13 protein-coding genes are annotated in these 23,503 nt (G+C 44.9%); 7 read left to right on the plus strand and 6 right to left on the minus strand.

Going from position 1 to position 23,503, the window contains the following annotated elements:
* Positions 1–381 precede the first annotated feature (381 nt).
* Complete coding sequence (locus A3860_RS13930) at positions 382–3,324, plus strand: choice-of-anchor tandem repeat GloVer-containing protein (RefSeq protein ID WP_158085244.1); 2,943 nt, start codon at positions 382–384, stop codon at positions 3,322–3,324.
* 9 nt (positions 3,325–3,333) lie between these two features.
* On the opposite strand, the gene A3860_RS13935 is transcribed toward A3860_RS13930, so the two are convergent.
* The 4 genes from A3860_RS13935 to A3860_RS13950 all read right to left on the minus strand — a co-directional run bounded on the left by A3860_RS13935 (position 3,334) and on the right by A3860_RS13950 (position 8,271).
* Entirely contained in the window at positions 3,334–3,771 is a 438-nt protein-coding gene (locus A3860_RS13935; protein WP_081147313.1) for a DoxX family protein, read from the minus strand.
* 92 nt (positions 3,772–3,863) lie between these two features.
* Positions 3,864–4,442 (minus strand): Crp/Fnr family transcriptional regulator, encoded by a 579-nt coding sequence (locus tag A3860_RS13940; protein ID WP_081147314.1) that lies wholly within the window; start codon positions 4,440–4,442, stop codon positions 3,864–3,866.
* A gap of 69 nt (positions 4,443–4,511) precedes the next feature.
* On the minus strand, positions 4,512–6,872 hold the full coding sequence (locus A3860_RS13945; RefSeq protein WP_081147315.1) for an ABC transporter permease: 2,361 nt from the start codon (positions 6,870–6,872) through the stop codon (positions 4,512–4,514).
* Positions 6,873–7,302: 430 nt separating this feature from the next.
* A complete protein-coding gene (locus A3860_RS13950) occupies positions 7,303–8,271 on the minus strand; it encodes a hypothetical protein (protein WP_081147316.1) in 969 nt (322 codons plus the stop codon).
* Between the two features lie 375 nt (positions 8,272–8,646).
* Here A3860_RS13950 and A3860_RS13955 point away from each other — a divergent pair, with 375 nt between their 5' ends.
* The 3 genes from A3860_RS13955 (at position 8,647) to A3860_RS13965 (ending at position 14,636) form a co-directional block, all read left to right on the plus strand.
* Entirely contained in the window at positions 8,647–12,858 is a 4,212-nt protein-coding gene (locus tag A3860_RS13955; RefSeq protein WP_081147317.1) for a S8 family serine peptidase, read from the plus strand.
* Positions 12,859–12,969: 111 nt separating this feature from the next.
* Positions 12,970–14,085, plus strand: a complete 1,116-nt coding sequence (locus A3860_RS13960) for a tetratricopeptide repeat protein (protein WP_081147318.1) — start codon at positions 12,970–12,972, stop codon at positions 14,083–14,085.
* A gap of 128 nt (positions 14,086–14,213) precedes the next feature.
* Positions 14,214–14,636, plus strand: coding sequence for a secondary thiamine-phosphate synthase enzyme YjbQ (locus tag A3860_RS13965; protein ID WP_081147319.1), 423 nt, complete (start codon positions 14,214–14,216; stop codon positions 14,634–14,636).
* Positions 14,637–14,658: 22 nt separating this feature from the next.
* On the opposite strand, the gene A3860_RS13970 is transcribed toward A3860_RS13965, so the two are convergent.
* Together A3860_RS13970 and A3860_RS13985 are read right to left on the minus strand one after the other, a co-directional pair.
* Positions 14,659–15,618: a glycoside hydrolase family 5 protein gene (locus A3860_RS13970; protein ID WP_081147320.1), complete on the minus strand. Its 960-nt coding sequence runs from the start codon at positions 15,616–15,618 to the stop codon at positions 14,659–14,661.
* A gap of 952 nt (positions 15,619–16,570) precedes the next feature.
* A complete protein-coding gene (locus A3860_RS13985; protein ID WP_081147321.1) occupies positions 16,571–16,984 on the minus strand; it encodes a hypothetical protein in 414 nt (137 codons plus the stop codon).
* Between the two features lie 536 nt (positions 16,985–17,520).
* Between A3860_RS13985 and A3860_RS13990 the strand changes: the two genes are divergently transcribed.
* The 3 genes from A3860_RS13990 to A3860_RS14000 are packed head-to-tail and all read left to right on the plus strand — an operon-like array spanning position 17,521 to position 23,488.
* Positions 17,521–20,766 (plus strand): SusC/RagA family TonB-linked outer membrane protein, encoded by a 3,246-nt coding sequence (locus A3860_RS13990; RefSeq protein WP_081147322.1) that lies wholly within the window; start codon positions 17,521–17,523, stop codon positions 20,764–20,766.
* 29 nt (positions 20,767–20,795) lie between these two features.
* On the plus strand, positions 20,796–22,364 hold the full coding sequence (locus tag A3860_RS13995) for a RagB/SusD family nutrient uptake outer membrane protein (RefSeq protein WP_081147323.1): 1,569 nt from the start codon (positions 20,796–20,798) through the stop codon (positions 22,362–22,364).
* A gap of 17 nt (positions 22,365–22,381) precedes the next feature.
* Positions 22,382–23,488, plus strand: coding sequence for an IPT/TIG domain-containing protein (locus A3860_RS14000; protein WP_081147324.1), 1,107 nt, complete (start codon positions 22,382–22,384; stop codon positions 23,486–23,488).
* The last annotated feature ends 15 nt before the right edge of the window (positions 23,489–23,503 follow it).

The following is a 23,503-nucleotide window of genomic DNA, read 5'->3' on the forward strand; positions in this document are numbered from 1 at the left end:
CTTGAAATGGCTAATGAATATAGGGGTTAATGAATTGCTGTTTCGGCTTAATGAAGTGATTGAAAAAAGTGTATGGGGTATCGGGATGGTGTATTTTGAGGATGCAGATCCGGCATTACATTTTTGTTAATGGCCGGTTTGTACCGGTGACTGGCCTGTTGAAGAAGGGGCCGGTGATTAATTATACCTGCGCAAATAATCACCAGTATGTCTACTTGCTTGCTGATGTAAAAAAACTCAATTATTTTTACTGTAATTATGAGAACGCCCCTATTCGCACCTCTGAACAAGCCCCTGGTTTTTAGAATATTTTCTTTTTCTATTGTGTTATTATTCAGCAGTTTAATATCATTTTCCCAACACCGTTCAACCCTTTGGGGCGTGTCAGAAGCGGGTGGGCCACAGGATGTTGGTTACATTTTCAAATATGATGTTTCAGCCAATTCATTCACAAAGGCTGTATGGTTAAATAAGGCCCATGCGGTACAAACATACTTTGGAGGGATATTCAAAGCCGATAGTACATATCTCTATTCCATAAAATCACAGAACGATTCAGTTGATAAAGCGACCATCGTTCGTTTTAACCGGAAAACAAACCTTCTCGAAAAGCTGTATACTTTCGACCCGGCTTATTATGGTATAGTAAGCAGCACGCTCACCGAATTTCAGGGGAAATATTATGGTGTGGTCACTGGTGGCTATTCAGCGCCCTACAATCCGGTAAAAGGGATCATATTTGAATGGGACCCTTTGGCCAATACAGTTACGAATAAATTTTATTTCAATGCTACCTCAAATGGTTCGGGCCCGCGCGGGGAGTTGATTCTGTATAATAATAAATTGTATGGTACTACTATGTATGGGGGCGCCAGTGATAATGGCGTATTGTTTGAGTTTGATCCCTTAACCAATGTGCTGGTAAAGAAGGCCGATTTTTTATCTTCTGCTTCGGGCCAGATGCCCGATGGCTTTCTGCAAATGTACAATGGAAAATTCTATGGACTTTGCGTGTTGGGTGGCGCTGCATCCAAAGGTACTTTATTTGAGTATGACATTAGTACCGGTACGCTCACAAAGACAGTCGATTTACCGGCAAGTGCCGTATGGGGTAAAACCGCGGTGATCAGTGATAAACTTTATACGTCTGTGCAAAATGGCAATGGTATTTTTGAATTTGACCTCACTCAAAAAACTGTTGCTTCTTACCGGCCTTATATCAACGGGTTTTCTCCATTGGGAACTTCTTCTCCCTTGTACCTGCATAATGGCTTATTGTTTGGCGTTGCCCAGGACAACTGGTTGGGAAGCGATAGCAGCTTTATTTACAGTTGGTCGCCTCGTTCAGGTTTCGCCACCAGGGTAGCTGCCATTGAGCTTGGCAGGGAAGGAAGAACGTTGTACAGCCCTGTTGCTATGGTAAACAATAAATTTTACGGGGTCACAGAATATGGAAGCGTTAACGGCCGGGGCTGTCTTTTCGAAGTTGATCCGGTGGCCGGCAGTTCAACGGTAAAAGCGCCTTTTGGCGCAGGTATAGATGGATATTCTGATTTCAATTACAGCAGCAATCTGCTGTTAATTAAAAACCGCTTTTATGGCACTACCGAAAAAGGCGGCCTGTACGACCTTGGTTTTCTATATAGTTTAGACCCGGTTACAGGAAATGTCACCCGTATTCATGATTTCAAAACCGGTGAACCTTCTTTGCCTTTTGGACATCTTACTTCGCCAAGTGATCGTGAATTATTTGGCCTTACATGGGATGGGGCAATTCATGGTTCCGGCGGATGGGATTATCATTATCTGATACCTGATACTGTGTTCACTTTTCTTATAGAATCAGGTACTTACACTCCGGAATATTATTATCACGGCGCTCCTCAACCTTATCTGGGGTATTCATACCGGGTGTATATAACCAAACCCAGCTATGGAGCACAGCCGGCTGGTATCTATATGTGCTACCCAACGCCGGCGCAGCAAACGCCTACCTGGTATAAGGTTTTTGATTTCCCGGTGAATATTACATTCTCTAATGAAAAAGGCCTGGTAGAGCTTAACAATAATCTGTTTGGTCTGGGAACCATGGTCGTTAATAGTGTTCCCCGGGAAGTTATTTACAAATATAACCTGCTCAGTAATGCTTTTTCGTACAATGTATTACCCTATAACCTCATGAAGTCCCCATTCGCTTTAGTGGGTTCTCCTGTTGAGCTCAATCACAAAACCTATATGTTGACTGCCAGCGGTTGTTATGGTTATGGAAGTTTGATAGAGTGGGATAATGTGGCTGATACTGCAGCGGAGTATTGTCTCGAAAACCAGTATATCGATGGAAAGGTACTAGGCAGTTTAACCCTGGCTAATGGTTGCATATACGGATATGGTGAAAAAGGAATTGTATGTTTTGATCCGGTTGCCAAAACTTTTAAAATGAGGTTCAAAACGCCTGCTCCGCTTGTAAAATATTTAAGTACTTATGACATGAGCAAGCAATTGACCCTTACCCAAACCAATGCATTACCACTGTTTGGAAGTATTGATTCCATCAATATTTGTTTGAGTGATTCCCTTTCGCGTGATCTGGTATTTACTGTTACCGATGCCGACCAGGATGCATTGAAAGTAACCAGCACTTATACAGATTCTGTCCTCATTCGCAGCTGTAATGTACGGGCCGATACCATTAATGGCAATGTACAATACACTTTGCAGGTAAAGACAGATAGAAGACTGGGAACCGCAGCTATTACGATTTCGGCTACCGATACCTACGGTGGTACCAGTAGCGTGCCGGTATCGCTGACCACCATGAACCGTCAGGTGGTATCGTTGACGTTGGCCCGGGATACAATTTGTAAAATTGATACCACCATTGCATTCACCGGCGGTTTACCCGCAGGAGGTGTTTATAAGGTTGATGGAATACCCGCCAGTGTGCTGAAGCCTGGTTTGCTGACGGAAGGCGCTCATACAATGAAGTATGTATATCCGGCTTTAGGTGGTTGTCAGGATTCAGCCAGCCGCATGTTTTATATAACCGAATGCATAGTGCCCGATCCTGCATCGCCCGATTCTACAGCATCATCAACACCAAAGCCCTATCCAAATCCATCATCCGGGATAGTAAAGCTTGACAACAATGAACAGCTGCTTACTACCATAAATGTGTACAATGGCCAGGGCTTCCGTGTATATACAAAAGTATCGGCCGATAATATTATTGAGCTCAATCTCTCCAGTTTGCAAACAGGCATATATTACATTCAAACGGTTAATTCAAAGGGCACAACCAATGCAAGAGTAGAGATAGTGAAGTAAGGATAAACTTTATTGTTTTATTCCCGCATCAATCGATAAACGGCCGGCCCCGGAGTATATCAGCGCAGCTGCCATACCTATAGCGAGCAGAAAAAATTCCATGCCCTCGGTTTTCTGATTGCCAAACCAGTTCATAAAGAAATAGCCGGTAAAGTGGGTGAGGATAACCCCTGTCATCACAATGGCGATGGCAATGCTCCACAGGCGCACGGCAAAACCTAATAATAATGCAATGGGACCAAAGAATTCAATGAGAATAACGAGCAAACCTATTAGCCAGGGTAGTTTAACCGTTTCCGTAAAATAGGTCATGGTTCCGCTGAAACCAAAACCGCCAAACCAACCCAACAATTTCTGGGCTCCATGCGGAAACAGAACGAAAGCCAGGAAAAAGCGCAATAATAAGGGGGCCAGCGATTGGTTTGTTGAAAATAATAGTTTCTTCATGTGTATCTTTTATAGATACAAAATTTGAAGAAAACGGGTGGGCGGCCAATAACCTGGGATAAGAAATTTCATTAACCTAGGTTAATTTTCTCTCACTTTTTATTCACCTGCGATCGTATGCGGCTTAAGCTTTGTGGCGTAATGCCAAGATAGGAGGCTATTTGGTGATTGGGCACCCGTTGCTCTATTTGCGGGTATTGGGCAATGAAGTCGAGGTAACGGTCGGCTGCGCTTTTAACAAGTGAAGAGGCCACTCTGTTGGTGGAAGCAATGAACGCGTTTTGAATGATGATGCGGAAGTGGCGCTCCATCTTAGGCACCTTTTCATACAATGCTTCCAGGTTTGTTTTGGTTATTTGAAATACTTCGGTATCCTCGATGCAGTCAATATTGTATTTGGTGGGTGTTTCTGTCAAAAAACTGTACAGGTCGCCAATCCACCAATCTTCCAGGCCAAATTGTACTATATGTTCCTGTCCTTTTTCATCTACTTCGTAGGTCCTGGTTACGCCCTTTACAATAAACGTCTCATGCCGGTTTATTTCCCCTTCCTGCAGTATATATTGCCTTTTGCGAAAGGTTCTGAATGAAAACAGCGAGGCGATCACATCGATCTCTTCCTGTGTTAACGAAACGTATTTCCCAAGCGTGCCAACCAGCGCATGCAGCATAGTGTATGCATTTATTATCTGCTGGCAATTTCGGCGAAATCAACGTGATTTTTCAATTTTTTTAATGGCTCATTCGGTCTTCAATGCCTTAACCGGGTTGGCCAGGGCAGCCCTGATCGTTTGTGAGGCAATGGTACAGGCTGCAATTACAAAGGAAGCTATAATGGCTATGGCAAAAATGCCGGCGCTTATGTTGATGTGATAAGCAAAATTCTGCAACCAGCTGTGCATGGCATACCAGGCCACCGGCGCCGCTATCAGGAATGCGATCAGAATAAGCCAGATAAATTCCTTTGAGAAAAGATATACAATGCTGCCCAGCGGAGCGCCTAATACTTTCCGTATGCCTACTTCTTTTGTGCGCTGCAAAGTGGCAAAAGCGATCAGTCCATACAAACCCAAACAGCCAATGATAATGGCGATACCGGCAAATAACCGGAACGCGGTGTATAATTTCTGCTCCTGCCGGTAAAAGCCGGCAATACGCTCGTCGAGGAATTCATAGTTGAACAGGTCATCAGGGCATAGGGAAGTCCATACCTTTTCAATCTGACGCATTGTCTGTGGTATGCCTTTGGGTTGCAGGCTGGCGCTTGCCCGGAAAAAATGCCTGCTATCATAATCAATAATGATCGGCCGCCTTGCTTTGTGCTTCGATTCGCTTTGAAAGTCTTGCACAACGCCTTTTATGGTGACCATGGTGCCGGCGCCTTTAAAACGTACACCTATGGCTTCCTGTGGTTGTTGAATGCCCAGTTTATGGATCAATGTTTCATTCACTACAACCTGGTGTAAGGTGTCCCTGATATCCTTCCGGCTTATTTTTTCACCGGCCAGCATGGTAAGTCCAAACATATCCATATAGCTTTCATCGACCATTTTTAATTCGGTGACATCATCCTTCGTAATACCGCGGTCGGGTGCAGAAAAGGGCGCAAAAGCACTATTGAAGCTGGGTTCTCCGGTAGAGAAACTGATGGCTGTAATACCCGGAATATTCTTTAGTTGTTGCTGTAATACTTCCCGTTTTACACCTTCCGGTACAAAAAAAGAAACGATCGCCTCCTTCTTAAAACCCAGATCGCGGTTCCTGAAAAAATCCATTTGATAAGCCACTACCAACGTGCCCATGATCAACACCTGCGAAATGATAAATTGTATCACTACCAGGCTTTTTCTTAACGAAAACCCATGTGCCACCGGCGTCTTCATATTTTTAAATGCCGTTACGGGCCTGAAGGCCGCTTGTACAAAGGCCGGGTATAAACCTGCAATTAGTATAAGGCCTACTGTTACCACGGCAATAAACAACATCACCTGCGGATCGAGCAGGGCAGAAGGGCCTATTCTCAACTCCAGCCAACTACCTGCTTTTAACAGGAAGCCGGTTGCAAGGCAAACACCCAGTAACAGGGCCAGTAATACCATGATGGCCGTTTCGCCAAGGAACTGGCGCACCAGTTGAAACCGGGCAGCACCCAAAACTTTGCGCACGCCCACCTCCTTTGCCCGTTTTATTGATTGGGCGGTAGAAAGGTTGATAAAGTTGATAGCGGCAATAAGAATGATCAACATACCAACAGCGCCTACCGACCAGTATGTTTCTTTAGATACTGTGGGCATGTCTCCACTGTGCAGGTAACGGGTATCATAATGTATTTCGCGCAACGGTTGCAATGGTAGCCGGGCTTCTTTAGCAAGATCTTTACCCCAATGCCGGCCAATGAAATCATGCATCTGGTTCTGCAACTTTCTGATATCATAATTCTCCGGCGTTGTAAAGTAGGTAAAGCCGCCCATGATGGCATAAAAGGGCAAATGGAGCGGGTCCAATTCTTTTTTTACTGTTTCAAATGATACCAGGAAGCGGAAAGGTAAATGGGTATTGGGCGGCGGGTCTTTTATAATGCCGGTTACTTTCAGATCAAATTGGTTGTCGAGCCGGATGATCTGTCCCATGGCATTGCCTTTGCCAAAATATTTCCGGGCCATGCTTTGGGTCAGAACGACCGAATTAGGGGCGCTCAAAGCCGAATGCGGGTCGCCTGCCAGCCATTGATGAGTGAACACATCCATGAAGTACTCATCTGCATAACAGTATTCTTTCTCGTTATACCGATGATTTCCGATCTTCACCACGCCTTCAGACTGGTACCACACCTGGGTCACTTCCAGATCCGGATAATCGTTCCGTAAAGCGGGCGTAATAGCCATCGATACGCTGGGATTAAAATCAATGGCGTTCAGGGTAACCCTGTAGGTGCGATCGGCCTTGCGGTTGTACTGATCATAACTCAACTCATTGCGCACCACTAAGAAAATGATGATACAGGCCGCAATACCCATGGTAAGCCCCAGGATGTTCAATAAAGCATAGCTGAAATGCCGGCGTATATTCCGCAGGGCAATGAGGAAGAAATTACTGATCATGGAAAGTTAACTTTACAGATGAATAGAAGGCCTCTGAATTCCTTAAATAATATGCCATTCTTAAAATGGGCTGAAAACCATCGCCATTTGCAATAATATTATTGGCAACCTGTACGGTTTTGATACAATGGTTGTACGGTTCTATCGCATCAAATGAAAATGGCCGTCCCGTGTTTTTTAAACATAGAAGACAGCTTCTTCCTACTCGATTTTGTCACGATAACAGGGTGCAACCGAAATCCTTTTAATAATGGAGCGAATTTTATAGCAAGGCGGAATATCTATTGAGTAAAATTAACATGTAACTATATAGCAGATATTTGAAGCATAAAAAAAACAGTGAGGACGCTACATACTCACTGTTTTCTGTTATAAATAGTTCGCTAAATATAATCGATCGATTACAAAATTGAACCGCATTTAATTTGTTCTACTCAATTTCTGGTATTTCAAACTCCGGACCAAAGACATAGGTCGATAATTGATTCATAAATCCTGGTTCAACACCCATGTAGTATCCTGGATAACTGGCTGTAGTTAATGAGTTTAATTCTGTAGCCGATTTAAAAGCGTTGCAATAAAACATTATATCTGACGGTGTCAAAGAAATCACAGGCGTAGAACCATCGGCAGAATTTACTGCTTTATACCATTGCACTGCTGAAACAACAAATTGAGAATAATTAGCGGTAGTATATGTTTTAGTTACATTCGGTGGCCATTGAAATACTGGCTCATCTGCATTGATTTGCTGATCACCCATTACCATACACAATGTAAAATCGGCTACAGCTATAGCAGCCCCCCAACCGGATAAAGCCTCAAGTCCAACTTTTGCGAGTGTTCTGATAAGCCATCCCGATCCCATGGCTTCAACAATGGTCCCAATTTCTGCCAATGTCATTCCTTTCATAACATCAACTACAGCCGCTGCAGGAATGCCCAACGTCGAGAGAAGACATTTCCATAGGTCGCCGCTACTTAAATTATTAATTGGTGGTGGCCCCTCAACATACAGGTCGTTGATTATCTTTGCAGCCATGATGAGTCTGGGATCGTAATAATTAGTAATATTCAACTCATTCATGTAGGCATCTAAAAGTCCAGCCTTCTGAAGAATGACGGCGCTTGCATCGGCCAGGTCAGCAAATTCCTCTGAACTTTGATATTCAGTTGAAAACATCTGATCAACAGAATTGCCTACAGATTCTCCCAAACTTGCTCCAAAAGCCGCCGAGGCCTGCTCGTCAGTAGTAGTGGCGACTCTAAGCGATAATGAACGACCAGAAGTACCGGGAGCCGTTTCTTCTTTTTGAGGAAAGTCGTTGTTCTTTTTACAGGATAAGGCGCCGGCTATCATACTAATGCCGAACAAAAAATAAAATAAGGTTTTACGCATAAGGTTTCTAAAATGGTTTGTTTCTTGTAGCGTCTAGGTATCACCGCAAACTTAATCATTAACTAATACAAAAAAACATAATTCAATTTCATGTGAATTAAAAAAATGACTTTTTGTTAATTCAACCTCAATTATGTCTACTACAAAGCACCGGTTTCAATTTTGTAAACTTTTCAAGATTATTGCCCAGAAAAACGATTTGTCACTGATAGATCATTTGTTTGATCATGTTGACTGTATGCATATTTTAATTATATATAATTAACACATGTGGTTTATATCTCAGAATTTTTCTTCTCTTGTACGAATGGCATTCTTTTTCCCGCCATTCGTAGTAAATTGCAGTACCAGAAAGGTCTTCAAAAGTTAGCCATAATGAAACAATGGACCTTATTTATACCCCTTTACCTAATTGCCCTATCCATTTCAGCACAGGAGATCAATAAACCGGTTCGTTTGAAAACGGGCACGCTGTCTGCATCAATGAATTTGCGGCCTCAATTACATTTGATCGATTCGTTGAAGAAATTTCATTACCGAAACCGGTATTATACGCTTATTCAGTTTGATAAATTACCCAATGAAACAGAGCGCAAAGCTTTGTTGCAGGATGGCATTGAGCTATATGATTATATTGCAGACAACAGCTACCTCGCCGAAATAAATGACCAGATCGCTTTGACCCGGCTTACAAAGAGCAATATTCGCGGTTATTATACCTTACACGCAAATGCAAAGATCGAAACCGGTCTGGTGCAGCAGTTACAGCAACCGGTACATGATGCCGACAACCTGATTGCTGTAAGTTATTATGGAAGTATTGACAAAGCCACAGCCATTGCCGAATTACAAAAAGCAGGCGCACAGATAATAGAAACAGCTATTCAACCGGCGCAGGTTGTTTTTATTGATGCTTCTATGGCCGTTGTTCAAAAAATAGCAGCCCTTCCATTTGTATCGTACATAAACAGCTTGTACATGAAGGCAACGCCCCTGAATTATAAGAACCGGGGCGCTCACGCAGTAAATGCATTGAGTATGCCGTTGGGCCGCAACCTGCAGGGCAATAATGTTATGATAGGTATTGGCGACGAAGGCAACGCTTCAACGCATATTGATTTTACCGGACGAATAATGGACCGGTCCGAATCTTATCCTGACATCCACGCTACACATATAACGGGATCTGTAAGTGGTGCAGGCATCCTGAACCCAAAATATAAAGGCATGGCCCCGCAAGCCACCGCCATTAATCATTTTTTCTGGGAAATAATAGCCAATGCTCCCTATTATGTTTCTGATTATAATATGGTGCTCACCAATAACTCGTATGGATTAGGCCCTGTAGGTTGTTTAGCGGGAACCTACAACCAGTTGAGCAAACTCGTGGATGAGCAAATGGTTAGCTTTCCGTCGTTATTGCATGTATTTGCAGCGGGTAATTCTGCGAGCAGTTCCTGTTCAATGTACCCTGCCTCGTTTGCCACCATTATTGCGGGTTATCAAACAGGAAAAAATGTGCTCACCATCGGCGATATAGATAATGGTACTTATGTAATTGACAATCATTCGAGCCGTGGACCAGTTAAGGATGGCCGTTTAAAACCGGAACTGGCTGCCGGGGGAGTGCTCATCACTTCTACCGGACCTAATAATATCTATTTTGTTACCGGCGGCACCAGTTGTTCGGCGCCAACGGTGACCGGTATACTGGCGCTTTTGTACGAACGGTACCGGCAACTGCACGGCGGTAACAATCCTTCGTCAGCACTCATTAAAGCAGTAGCCTGCAATGGCGCCAATGATGTGGGTAACCCGGGTCCTGATTATACGTATGGTTTTGGCAATATAAATGCCCGTAATTCGGTGGAGGCCATTGAAAACAATACCTGGTTTACCGGCTCTGCCAGTCAGGGCGGTTCGGCAACGTTTACCATACCGGCCGTTCCCGCAGGTACAGCACAAATAAAAATATTGTTATACTGGAACGATCCCGCCGCCGCTGCAAATGCGGTCAAAGCCCTGGTGAATGATCTTGACCTTACGGTTACGGCAGGCGATGGCACTGTACATTATCCACTGGTGCTCGACTCTACTGCGGCGAATGTTAACCAGGTGGCTGTGGAAGGTATCGACAGCAGAAATAATATTGAACAGGTGGTCATCAACAATCCGCCGGCCGGCAATTGTACGGTTACGGTTAAAGGCACCGGCATTGCCCGGGGGCCGCAGGATTTTGTGGTGGTTTATCAGTCAGTTAAAACGGGGATAATAGTAGAATATCCTTTTGGAGAAGAAACGCTGGTGCCAGGTGAAGTGGAAGTGCTGCGGTGGAGCGCTTCAGATGCCAACACCAACACCTTTACAATTGAATATTCGTTGGATAACGGCCAAAGCTGGACCACCATCAATAACGCTGTACCTGCCACCAGCAGAAATTATATATGGACGGTGCCTGCTTCCATTGCATCTGCTACGGCCCTGATACGCGTTAGCCGCAACAATACATCGTACACCGATGCCAGCGATCACACCTTTACTATTTTAGATACAACCAATATTACGGCTACCAATATTTGTGCGGGTTATGTTAATTTATCGTGGAGCAGCATTCCTGCCGCTACCGGTTACGACATTATGATGCTGAAGGGAACCAGTATGCAGGTAGTGGGTTCCACCACCAATACCAGTTATTTACTGAGCGGGTTAAACAAAGACAGCGCATGCTGGTTGGCGGTTCGCGGCGTAATGGGCGCCACGGCAGGCCGGCGTTCTTTGGCAGCAACAATAACTCCTTCGGGCGGGCCTTGTGCTTCCCCTGATTTTGATAATGACCTGAGTGCTGATGTGTTGGTGGCGCCGGTAACCGGCCGCCTGTATACTTCTTCCCAATTAGGCATACAGGCTCCACAGGTACGCATCACCAACAGAGGTAATATAGCAACTGCCGGTACCGTTAACATCAGTTACCAGGTGAATGGAGGTGCGCCGGTAACAGAGACCACCTCAATAAGTATTGCGGCAAACGCCAATTATACCTATACGTTTGTAACTCCTTATAATTTCAGCAGCACCGGAACGTATGCGGTGAAGGTGTGGATCGATTATGCGGCGGATGTGCTGCACAATAATGACACCCTGAGCACTATCGTAAAACAGTTGAAAAACGATCCAATAATATTGGCGCCCTCCTTTACCGAGGGGTTCGAAAGTGCTGCCGACAAATCGTATCATAACGGCGCCATGGGTTTTGAAGGACTTGATCGCTGCGACTTCTACAGCGCCAGCAGCCATGGCCGTGCACAAACTTTTGTAAGCACCGGTGCAGCGCACACCGGCAAACGCAGTATAACCCTTGACCGGGATGCGTATACGGGCGATACCAGCGTGAACAATCTTGTAATGACATTTAACCTCAGCAAGTATACAGGTGCAAAAGAATTGTGGTTGTCTCTTTATTATAAGAATTACTCTTTTAATTTATCACTGCCAGGCAACCAGGTATTGATCAGGGGAAGCGATAAAGATGCCTGGATACCTTTTTTTAAAATGACACCCTTACAGCCCAGAAATGTTTACAAGGCCATGCCTCCCCTTAACATTATAGAAGCGCTGGCCAATGCTTCGCCGGCGCAAACCGTGAGCAGTAGTTTTCAGGTCATAGTGGGGCAGGAGGGAAGCGATCAAATGACTTCACCTGTTTCGCCTGGCGGCGGTGAAACTTTTGATGATGTAACCATTTCCCTTTCAAAAAATGATGTAAGCATGGTACAACTGCTGGCGCCATCTTCAGCCAGCTGTGCGCATGGCAGCGGCGAGCCGGTTACCGTAGTGGTAAAAAATAACAGTTTAATTGCCCTGGCCAATGTGCCTGTGTCGTACCAGGTTAACAGCATGCCGGTTGTTACCGAAAATATTCCTTCCATTGATTCAGCAGCAACAATAAGCTATACATTTAATCAAACGGCCGATCTTTCTGCGTTCATTCCCTATACCATTACCGCATGGACGCATTTGGGTACAGATACCTGGTTGCTCAACGATACCGTTACTGGCAGCCTGCCCCTGCCCGCTGGTACGTTTACCATTACCAAAGTTGACAATACCGCATTGTTACAATGGGAAACCTGCAACGAATTAACCGGCGACCAGTTTGTGATTGAAAGAAGCGCTGATGGAATCAATTTCGATAGTATTGCCACTGTGCCGGGTACCAGCGCCAGCAATACCATAAAACAATACCAGTTTACCGATAAACAACCTTTAACAGGCATCAATTATTATCGCGTCAAGCTTACCACCGGGAACGGAAAATTTCGCTATACGCCCATACGGGATGTAACCTTTGATAATTATTTAAGCGTTATTGTGAAACCAAACCCGGTAACGAACGGCGTGTTGTATATCAGCAGTTCTGCAAATTGTAACCGCATTGACCTGTATGATGCAATTGGCAGACTGATCAAAAGAGCAGGCGTGAGCGGGCTGCAACTGCAATTGCCGGTAGGAAGCCTGGCCAAAGGCATTTATGTTATAGCGGTAATAACAGATGCAGGTAAGAAAGTGGAGAAGATAGTTATTGAATAAGAGCTGTTCCCAATAGAAAAGTTATGTTTGTGCCGCCGAAGCCACAACAAAAAGTGCGAATGAGCGTTCTTTCCTGTTTATAACAATTTTACCACATATATTTCCCCGACCATGCGCCACAAAACCCTTTTACAGTATTGTTTCCTGTTATATATTCTTTTTGCCGCAGCCTGTTCAGAACCGGAAAAGCCGGTAACAAAGGAAGAAGCCGCTGCCATGGCTAAATCGCTGAAAACTAACATCGCCCATCGCAAAAGCAACTGGTTTAATGAAGTGCTGGATATTAAAGCTTTTGAAAGCAGGATCAGGGAGGCTGCCCACAACAAGGTGAATGAAACCATGTTGAAAGGTGCTATGAAAAGCATAGAATCGGGCGATTTTGGTGAGCAGGTGATAAAAGCCCTGGGTAAAAGAGGGAGCTATGAGCTGGTTAAGCAATATGAAAAAAACAATCACCAGCACCTTGTTTTCCGGATGTACAATGAACAGTTGAACTACCACGATTTTGAATTGATCAAAAAAGGCGATAAGATTAAAATAGCGGATATCTTCATTTATACTACCGGTGAAAACCTGAGTGCCTCGATCGGCGAATCGCTGATGTCAATGAATGAGCAGTTGAGCGCAGTAAGTAAAGTTGATCCCCAGGAGCTGCAGAAAATACAACTGATCAAAAGTTACATGCAAAGAAAGGATGGTGAAAAAGCCAGCGAGCTGTATAAATCATTGCCTGGCTTGCTCAGGGCCCAAAAGTTGTACAAGATCATGTACATCCAGATTGCCAGTGACCTGGGTAACGATGAATACCTGGCAGCCCTCAACAAGTTTCAGCAGGAATACCCTGACGCACCCAATATGTACCTGCTGATGATCGATGCCTATTTCCTGAAAAAAGATTTTCCGGGCGCCCTGCGTTGTGTGAACAGCCTCGACTCCCTGATCAATAAAGATCCTTTCCTTGATTTTTACCGCGCAGTGATCTATAAGCAAAATAATGACCCGGCCAATGCGCTGGTTTGCCTGGAAAAATTGCATCAATATATGCCCGATTTTGGCACCGGTACCCTGCAGCTCATCAACGCTTACCTCGATGAAAAGCAATTAGACAAGGCAGTGGCGCTTACTCAATCGTACAAAAAGGGAAAGGATGTGGATGACCAAACTTTGGAGGCCCTGTACCTGATGTATCCCGGCTATAAAAAGAAAATGGAAACAACTACCGAATAATAGTAAAATAGTAAACCGATCAATATTACAAACCCGTCAAGGCTATGCCGCGGCGGGTTTTGTTTTTTAGGCCGCTCCTGTAATAAATATTCCCCAACTTTGCAGCAGATCAACTAACAACAAAGGCTATGAACATATATCAGCAGGTAATATCACTGCCACAGAAAGCAAGAGGTTTTCATTTGATAACAAGAGATGTAGAGCGGGCATTGCCGCAACTGGCAAGCATAAGAACAGGTTTTTGCCAGGTATTTATTCAGCATACTTCCGCATCGCTTACTATTAATGAAAATGCCGATCCCACTGTTCGAATGGATTTTGAGACCTTTTTCAATAAAACGGTAAAGGAAAATGACCCCGATTACCGGCACGATTATGAAGGGGCCGATGATATGCCTGCTCACCTGAAAGCCTCTATGCTTGGCTGTTCTGTATTGATACCCATCCGCCATGGAGAACTGGCCCTTGGCACCTGGCAGGGTATCTATTTATGTGAGCATCGCAATCACGGCGGATCAAGAAGCCTGGTCATTACTGCCTGGGGACAATAAGCGCTTTTGCCGCGCTCCCGTTTCAGGGTTTATGTTGGTTATATTTACGAATGAGTTCCCTTGATTTCACGCCCGAGGGCTTCAGGTCTTTTGCGGGCCAGTTGCCGGTACTGGAGGCTGAAGGCAATAAAACCGAACAGGTTTCGTCTTTGTCCGACACAGACCAGGTTATCCAGCTGAGCTTGTTTTTTTCGGCCCAGTTGATCCATGCATTCCATTCTTCCTCGTTTAACGCACCATTGCCCGATGATTCCATACCGGCCGATTCGGAAATGAAGACCGGCAACCCTTTTTTAAGCGCATAATCGCCTCTGTCGCGCAGTTGTTGTTTGTGCGTGGCTGCATAAAAATGAAGCGTATACATCAGGTTGTTATATCCTTTAATGGGGTCGTCAGCTGCGAGGTGAACATCCTGGTCCCAATGGGGTGAACCAACAAGTATGATATTGTCAGGATCTATGGCGCGGATCGTTTTAATGATCTCCTGCGAATATGCTTTCACTTCGGCCCAGGATTCCTGATCGGGTTCATTAAAGATCTCGTAAATAATATTAGGCTGTTTGCCATATTCTGTAGCGATCTCTGTAAAAAATTGTTTTGCTTCGGGTAGCTTTATATTGTGACTATGCCAGTCAACAATTACATAGATGCCATTTTTAATAGCAGCATCGATCACGGCTTTAATTTTCGATTTCGACCAGGCCGGCGCTTTTATATAACCACTATCCGGTTCCACACCCATTGCTGCCCGTACAACGGAACAACCCCAATCTTTAACGAGCCAGCTTACGGCTCCTTCATTATAAAACCGCGGCCACCAGTTGTGCCAGCCAAAGCTCATACCCCGCAACACCACGGGTTCATTTTTTTCGTTCACCAGTTGGGTGCCCGAAACTTTCAGTGAGCCATTTTTTTTAACCGGTTGTGATATGCCCAGGGAAACAATAAGAACAAGTGACAGGGTTAAACAGGTCTTTTTCATATTGAAGCTTCTGCGGTTAAAGTTCTGTCATTTTTTTTAAGTACGTAACAGTGGGCAATAAAAGCGGATAAATGGGTAAAAAAGCAGAAGTAGGAGGTAAGAAGTAGGAGGTAAGAAGTAGGAGGTAAGAAGTTGGAGGTAAGAAGTAGGAGGTAAGAAGTAGGAGGTAAGAAGTAGGAGGTAAGAAGTAGGAGGTAAGAAGTAGGAGGTAAGAAGTAGGAGGTAAGAAGTAGGAGGTAAGAAGTAGGAGGTAAGAAGTAGGAGGTAAGAAGTAGGAGGTAAGAAGTAGGAGGTAAGAAGTAGGAGGTAAGAAGTAGGAGGTAAGAAGTAGGAGGTAAGAAGTAGGAGGTAAGAAGTAGGAGGTAAGAAGTAGGAGGTAAGAAGTAGGAGGTAAGAAGTAGGAGGTAAGAAGTAGGAGGTAAGAAGTAGGAGGTAAGAAGTAGGAGGTAAGAAGTAGGAGGTAAGAAGTAGGAGGTAAGAAGTAGGAGGTAAGAAGTAGGAGGTAAGAAGTAGGAGGTAAGAAGTAGGAGGTAAGAAGTAGGAGGTAAGAAGTAGGAGGTAAGAAGTAGGAGGTAAGAAGTAGGAGGTAAGAAGTAGGAGGTAAGAAGTAGGAGGTAAGAAGTAGGAGGTAAGAAGTAGGAGGTAAGAAGTAGGAGGTAAGAAGTAGGAGGTAAGAAGTAGGAGGTAAGAAGTAGGAGGTAAGAAGTAGGAGGTAAGAAGTAGGAGGTAAGAAGTAGGAGGTAAGAAGTAGGAGGTAAGAAGTAGGAGGTAAGAAGTAGGAGGTAAGAAGTAGGAGGTAAGAAGTAGGAGGTAAGAAGTAGGAGGTAAGAAGTAGGAGGTAAGAAGTCCGAAATCCAGACTCTTCTTACTTCTTACATCCTACTTCTGTTATCTATTAAATTATTACTTACAATTCAATTGCGGGGTCCCTTTCGTGAAACTAAAGCCCCAATTACTTCTTCCCCCACAATTCAATCTCTGCTTTTTTACCTTCTGCACCGGGGATCGTGTGGTATACAAAGGTTATATTCTGTATATCCAGGTTGGGGTATTTCAATGAAATTTTCCTGCTTTGGCCACCGGCTTTCAGCATCGACTTCAGGGCTATATCTTCTTTCATATCGCCATGATATTCTACCGTCATGCTTTCAATATGAACACCAGCGTCTTTGGCTTTTACCTGTAACTCTTTATACTTGTCCTTACCAAGCAAAATGAATTTATCCTTATCTGTTTTAAAATCAACCTTTGCATCGCCGATCTTGTGCCAGCCAGGTTTATTATTTGTAATGATCTCAGGTTTCTGTGCCTGCAGAACGCTAAGCGTGAGAAACGTTGATAGCAACAACAAAATAATCCTTTTCATGGTTTACTCAATTTGGTGTACATATCAGTAAGCAAAATCTGTTCCCCGCGGACTATTGGGGCGATTGGGTAAAATCATCCCTCCCCATAACCGGCATACCAAACATAAAATATTGGTTTATAAAATAATGTAAACGGTGGTCATGAGGAGTTACTTGTAGTTTAAACATTAGATATATACAACTTCATAATAATTCATAAGAGTAAACGTTTAATTATCCTGCCGGCCGCATAAAAACGCATGCACTCCCGGCTGGTCTTCTAATTAGCACTTCTTAGTTGGTATATGTTGCCTGGTAAGCAACATGATCTTTATTCTCTCTCAGTCATCAGCCGCCTATTAATTGAATTCCCGCATTGCGGGGGTAATTAAACCTTATTGTTAACCAAAAACCACAACATGTAAATCCTCTTTATCAAAAGGACCTTGTAATGCGCTGCATTACAGGTAAGGCTGCATTACATGTACCTGCGAAACTGCAAAGCCAGGTACTGTAATATTCAACATCTATTAAAAAACCAACGCTGAACAATTTTATGAAAAATCGCACTTTTTCATTGGCACCCCCATGTCTTAAACTAACTGGAATACCTATACTGGTATTACTTTCACTGCATGCATATTCAGGATATCATGATCCTGGTAAGAATGGTAATCATGATCTTCATTATAATTCCCCGGGCAAAAGAACAAAGGACCTCATCAAGATCACCGGCAGGGTGATGGCCGAAGATGGCACACCCGTGGCCGGCGCCAACATAGTTATAAAAGGGACCCTCAATGGCTATTCAACCAATAAAGACGGGTATTTTGAATTTGGTATCGCGGCCGGCGACCAGGTACTCATTGTAACCGCTATGGGTTTCGAAAAAAAGGAAGTCAATGTCGCCAATCAAACCACCCTGGCGATCACCCTGAGACCAGAGGTGGACGGATTGGACCAATTGGTGGTAATCGGTTATGGCTCGCAAAAAAGGAAAGATGTGAATAGTTCCATCTATTCGTTGCGTGCCGATGATTTTAAAAATCTTCCGCAAACCGGTATCGACCAAATGTTGCAGGGAAAAGCATCGGGTATTACGGTGACGCAGAATTCAGGCGCACCCGGTGGCGGCGTTTCTGTAAAGATCCGCGGCATTTCAACCTTTGGCGGTACTGAGCCATTGTATGTAATTGATGGCGTTCCGCTCGAAGGCAACAGTAACAAAGATGCCGTTTCATTTGCCGGTGATGGTGAAACGAACATGAGCGCATTGAGCTATCTTAGTCCGGGCGACATCTTATCTATAGACATCTTAAAGGATGCCTCGGCAACTGCGATCTATGGTAACCGCGGCGCCAATGGCGTAATTATCATAACTACAAAAAAAGGAAAGGCCGGTGATGGCAAGATCACTTTCGACGGCTACAATGGCCGGTCAGGAATTTACAAATACCTCGACCTGCTCGATCTGAAAGGGTATGCCGCCTATAAGAACAGCATTGCCGATTTTACGGGTGTTGACCGCCAGCCCGAGTTTAGTAACATCGATGTGCTGGGATCGGGTACCGATTGGCAACGGCAGATCTTCAGAAGCGCCATGATGCAAAATTACCAGGTGGGTTTATCGGGCGGAAAGCAGGGCGCTACCTATTACCTGTCGGGCGATTATTATAACCAGGACGGCATTGTAATTGGTTCTGGCCTGAAAAGGAAAACACTCAGGCTGAATGCAGAGAACCAGGTGAAATCATGGTTCAGGGTGGGCGTAAATGCCAGTTACAGCAGCATTGCCCAGGATATAACGTTGACCAATAATTCGAATAACGGATATGGAAACGTAATAGCCATGGCCATTCAACAATCGCCCGATGTGCCGGTGCATAACCTCGATGGCAGCTATGGCGGTCCCAGCGATATTGCCGGTTTGGGCGCCATGAGTGGTGGTAACCCGGTTGCCCAGGCGAACACTTTTTTGACCCATCTTAATAAAAACAAGCTGCAAAGCAATGTATACGGTCAGGCGACCATTTTCCGGGATTTTACTTTCCGAAGCGATTTTGGAAGCGATCTCAACTGGAATAGCAGCGATGCCTTTATGCCCACGTTTACCTGGGGCCGAAGCATCAATAGTTTGAATACATATAAAGTACAGAACAATAAGACCACTTATTGGAACTGGCGCAATGTATTGACCTACCAACGAAGAACGGGCAAACATGATGTAACCGTGATGGTGGGTCAGGAAGCGCAAAAGAATGAATGGAATATCATTACTTCTGCCCGCTCTAAATTTGCCTCAAACGACCTGTATTCGTTAAGTCTCGGCGACCCGGCTACAGCCAGCGCCTCGCAGAATATAGGCCGCAATACCCAGGAGTCTTATTTCAGCCGTATCATTTATGCCTTCGACAGGCGCTATTCTTTCACGGCCAATATAAGAAGAGACAGGACCTCGAAATTTGCCCCTGGAAAACAGGTGGGTTATTTCCCGGGATTGTCTGCTTCCTGGACCCTCTCGAACGAGCCGTTTTTCGAGAACTATAAATCGGCATTCAACCTGATAAAATTCCGCGCGGGGTATGGCGAGATCGGTAATCAGAACGTACCCAATTACGTGTATGGTGCTGCGTTGAGCCCGGTATTTATTAATTCCACCGCATTTGAAAGCGGGCTGGGGCAATACATCAGCAATTACAGCAATCCCGATGTTACCTGGGAACACCAGGCGCAAACGAACCTGGGCCTCGATCTCGGTATCAGCAACCAGTTCAATATTACGGTTGACTGGTATAACAAGATCTCAGACAAATTCCTTTTCTCTGCCACCTACCCGGCATTTACCGGTACGGGTATTCCCAACAGCGGTACAGTGGGTATGGCCGCTCCTTATGTGAATTATGGAAAAATGCAGAACGTAGGCTATGATATCAGTTTAATTTATCAAACGCCCAAAATGACAGCGGTTTCCTGGAAAAGCACACTGATCGTTTCGCATTATAAGAATACCGTAAAAGAACTGAACAGCCAGACTTCGAACATTACCCAAACACTGGCCGTGAATGGCAACCCGCCCATCACGAAAACGGTGGTGGGGCAACCTGTAGGTTTATTTTATGGGTATGAAAAGATCGGTTTGTTCCAGACGCCGGAGCAACTGTATGGTTCGGCCATCCGCGCCAATAACGTGATTGATGCCAAAACCGGTACCTATCTCGGCGATGTGCAATACCGCGACCAGGATAAGAACAACCAGATCAATGGCGATGACCGTGTTATCATTGGCAACCCCAATCCAAAGTTTACCTATGGCTTTACCAATAATATCGGGTATAAGGATTTTGATCTCTCCATCTTCGTGTACGGTTCATATGGCAACGACATCTTTAATTACACCCGCGTTTGGGGCGAAGCCATGACGGCAACCGCCGGTAATCAAATGGCCAGTGTGAAAAACAGGTGGACCTTTGATAACACCAATACAAACATGCCCCGTTATGTAAATGGCGACCCCAACGAAAATACGGCCATCAGCAACCGCTTTATCGAAAACGGTTCTTACCTGCGTATTCAAAATATTACGCTGGGCTATAATGTTTCCAATTTGCTGAAGAACCGCATCAGGGGCATTGGTAAAATGCGCCTGTATTGTACCGTCCAGAACCTGCATACGTTTACGCATTATTCAGGGTACGATCCTGAAGTGGGTGCGCTTAATGGCAACGTTTTCCTCAATGGTATTGATATGGGACGTTATCCCGTTCCCAGAACTATTATCGGGGGTATAAACGTTGAATTTTAAAACCCTTTACCATTATTAAACACGAACAAATGAACAATAACTATAAAAACAGGAGTTGCCTGGCGGGAATGTTGATGGCCGTTACCATTTTGTTTGGGTGTAAGAAATCATTTTTTGATGGCACCCCAACCGGTCAATATACCGTAGATAATTATTTTACCACTGCTGCCGAAGTGCAAACTGCCACGGCTGTATTATATGGCGCGCCCTGGTATAATTTCAATTGCACCTATAGTATGAGCATTGGCGATGTATACGCCGGCAATTCAACCGGCGATGCCAATGTGCCCATGCTTCAGTTTCAGAACATGAACGTTACCCAAAGTAATGAATACCTGTACAAAGGCTGGGCTTCGCTGTACACCGTAGTGGGGCAGGCCAATGCCATCATGAACAACCTGAACCGCAATACCGGTGCCCTCGATGCGGCAACGGTGAACACTGCCATGGGCGAGTGTTTGTTTATGCGCGCCGCTGCCTATTTTTACCTGGTAAGGAATTACGGCGCCGTTCCAATATTAGAAGATACTGCTGACTTTAATAAAGGGTACCAGTATCCCCGCCATATAGTGACCGATGTGTACAAATTCATTGTAAAAGATCTCCAACAGGCCGAAACCAGTTTGCCGGTTAAAGCTTCTACGCCGGGCCGTGTATCGGCAGGTGCTGCCAAGGCGCTGCTGGCGAAAGTATATCTTACCATGGATGATTTTGACAATGCAAAGAACAAAGCCTGGGAACTGATCAGTAATGAAAGCCTGTATGGCTATGGGTTAATGAGCAGTTATGCCGATCTGTTTTATACACGCAACAATAATAACAAGGAATCCATTTTTGCATTACAATGGAAAGCCAGCAATGCCGATGGCGGCTATGGAACCGGTAATGTTACGCAGGCGTATTGTGCGCCGTACGGACAGGAACTCACCGGTGCACAGGACGGCTGGGGAAGTTTTAAACCCAGCATCGATTTCCAACGCGATTCTATTGCCGGCGATCTTAGAAGAAAGCCTACCTATATGCGGGCCGGTGATTATTATGCCGAACTGCTGCAGGCGAAAGGCGGCTATACCTATCCTTCCTGCAAATCGCGCACCGGCGCCAACGTAAAAAAATATGTAGTAGGTAATTATGAAGACAATGCCGCTACCGGCGGCGTGTATATGATGTCAACAGGCATCAATACCTATATGATCCGCTATGCCGATGTACTACTGACCTATGTAGAAGCGGTGATCGGGAACAATACCTCAACCACCGATGCACAGGCCATTGCGCAGTTTATGCGGGTAAGAACAAGGGCCGGCCTCGGCAGCATACCCGTAAGCAGCATTAGCATCGATGACCTGTTGCGCGAAAGAAGGCTTGAATTTGCTTTTGAAGGCCAGTACTGGTACGATGTACTGCGGTTACCCCAGGCTAAAGCGATCACCAAACTAAGCAATACCGAAAGAGGTTTGTTCGATGGCTGGTGCGGTTCAGGATCTGTGAGTTCGAACAAAATAACCGTAACACCCACCATGCTGTTGTTCCCGATACCACAATCGGAAATAGACAGCGATCCAAAGCTGGCTGAAGCTCCGGCCGCTTATTATTAATTCCAAAACCAACATTCATGAAAAAACGCATTATATATTGCACCTGGCTATGGTTAATAACTACATTGTTATTCACCGGATGCAGGAAAGATACATCGGGTACGCCGGCCGATCTGAGTGTGAGCCCGGCATCGGCATTTCCTGAAACATTCCTTACCATTTCAGGGCACGATATGCAGGATATTGTATCTATAAAGTTTGATAGCACTGCGGCCAGCTTCAGTTCGGTATTCAATACTTCCACCGCTGTTTTAACAAACGTGCCAACCAATGCGCACTATGGCGATCAGCTTATAACGCTTACCAACAGGCTGGGGAAAACAGCCACGGTAAACTTTACGGTAATGCAGCCGGCGCCGGTGATAAGCAGTTTTAACCCGGCCAATGCACCGGAAGGCGATACCATCACCATTACGGGAAAGTTGTTTACCCGCATACAATCTGTCTCCATCGGATCTACCCCGGCCATTATTACCGATTCCTCTTCGAAAACGCAGCTTAAGGTTAAAATACCAACCGGTGCTTCATCGGGCCTCATCACTGTTGTTACAGCCGGTGGAACCGCTACAAGCGCCTCCATTCTTACGGTGGGCGAACGGGCTTTGCTGGTGGCTGATTTCGATGGCGCCGGTATACGGCCTAATGGCGGTTCGTGGTATTCGTATGGCGATATGAATTCGAAGACGGTGACCAACACCAATCCTGACCCAAAGAACGGGTTCTTTTTAAAAGCCGTTCCCAATGCAACCAGCACCAATGGGTATGCAGGCATTTCAACCTATGCTATAGGGTCGGGCTCCGAAACGTTTGGGTTAACCTCCACCACGGCAGCTACCACGCTGAAGTTCGATGTGAACAATAATGGCAAAACGGGAACCATGCTGCAGGTGATTGTGCAGGAAAGCACTACCGATAACAACTCCACCAATTTTGCCAAAACAGTTGCGATAAATGGTACTGGTTGGAATACCATAAGCTTACCATTGACGCAGCTATTCAATAATTACGGTGGTGGAACGGTTACGCCAAACCCGGCCAATATCACCAAGGTAAAATTCCATTTTAGTGGGTATGCCAGTGCAGCTATGGAAGCGAATATCGATAATGTGCGTTTTGCTTATTAAGATTTAAAACCCAAA

Source organism: Niastella vici (assembly GCF_002077945.1).
Classification (GTDB): Bacteria; Bacteroidota; Bacteroidia; order Chitinophagales; family Chitinophagaceae; genus Niastella; species Niastella vici.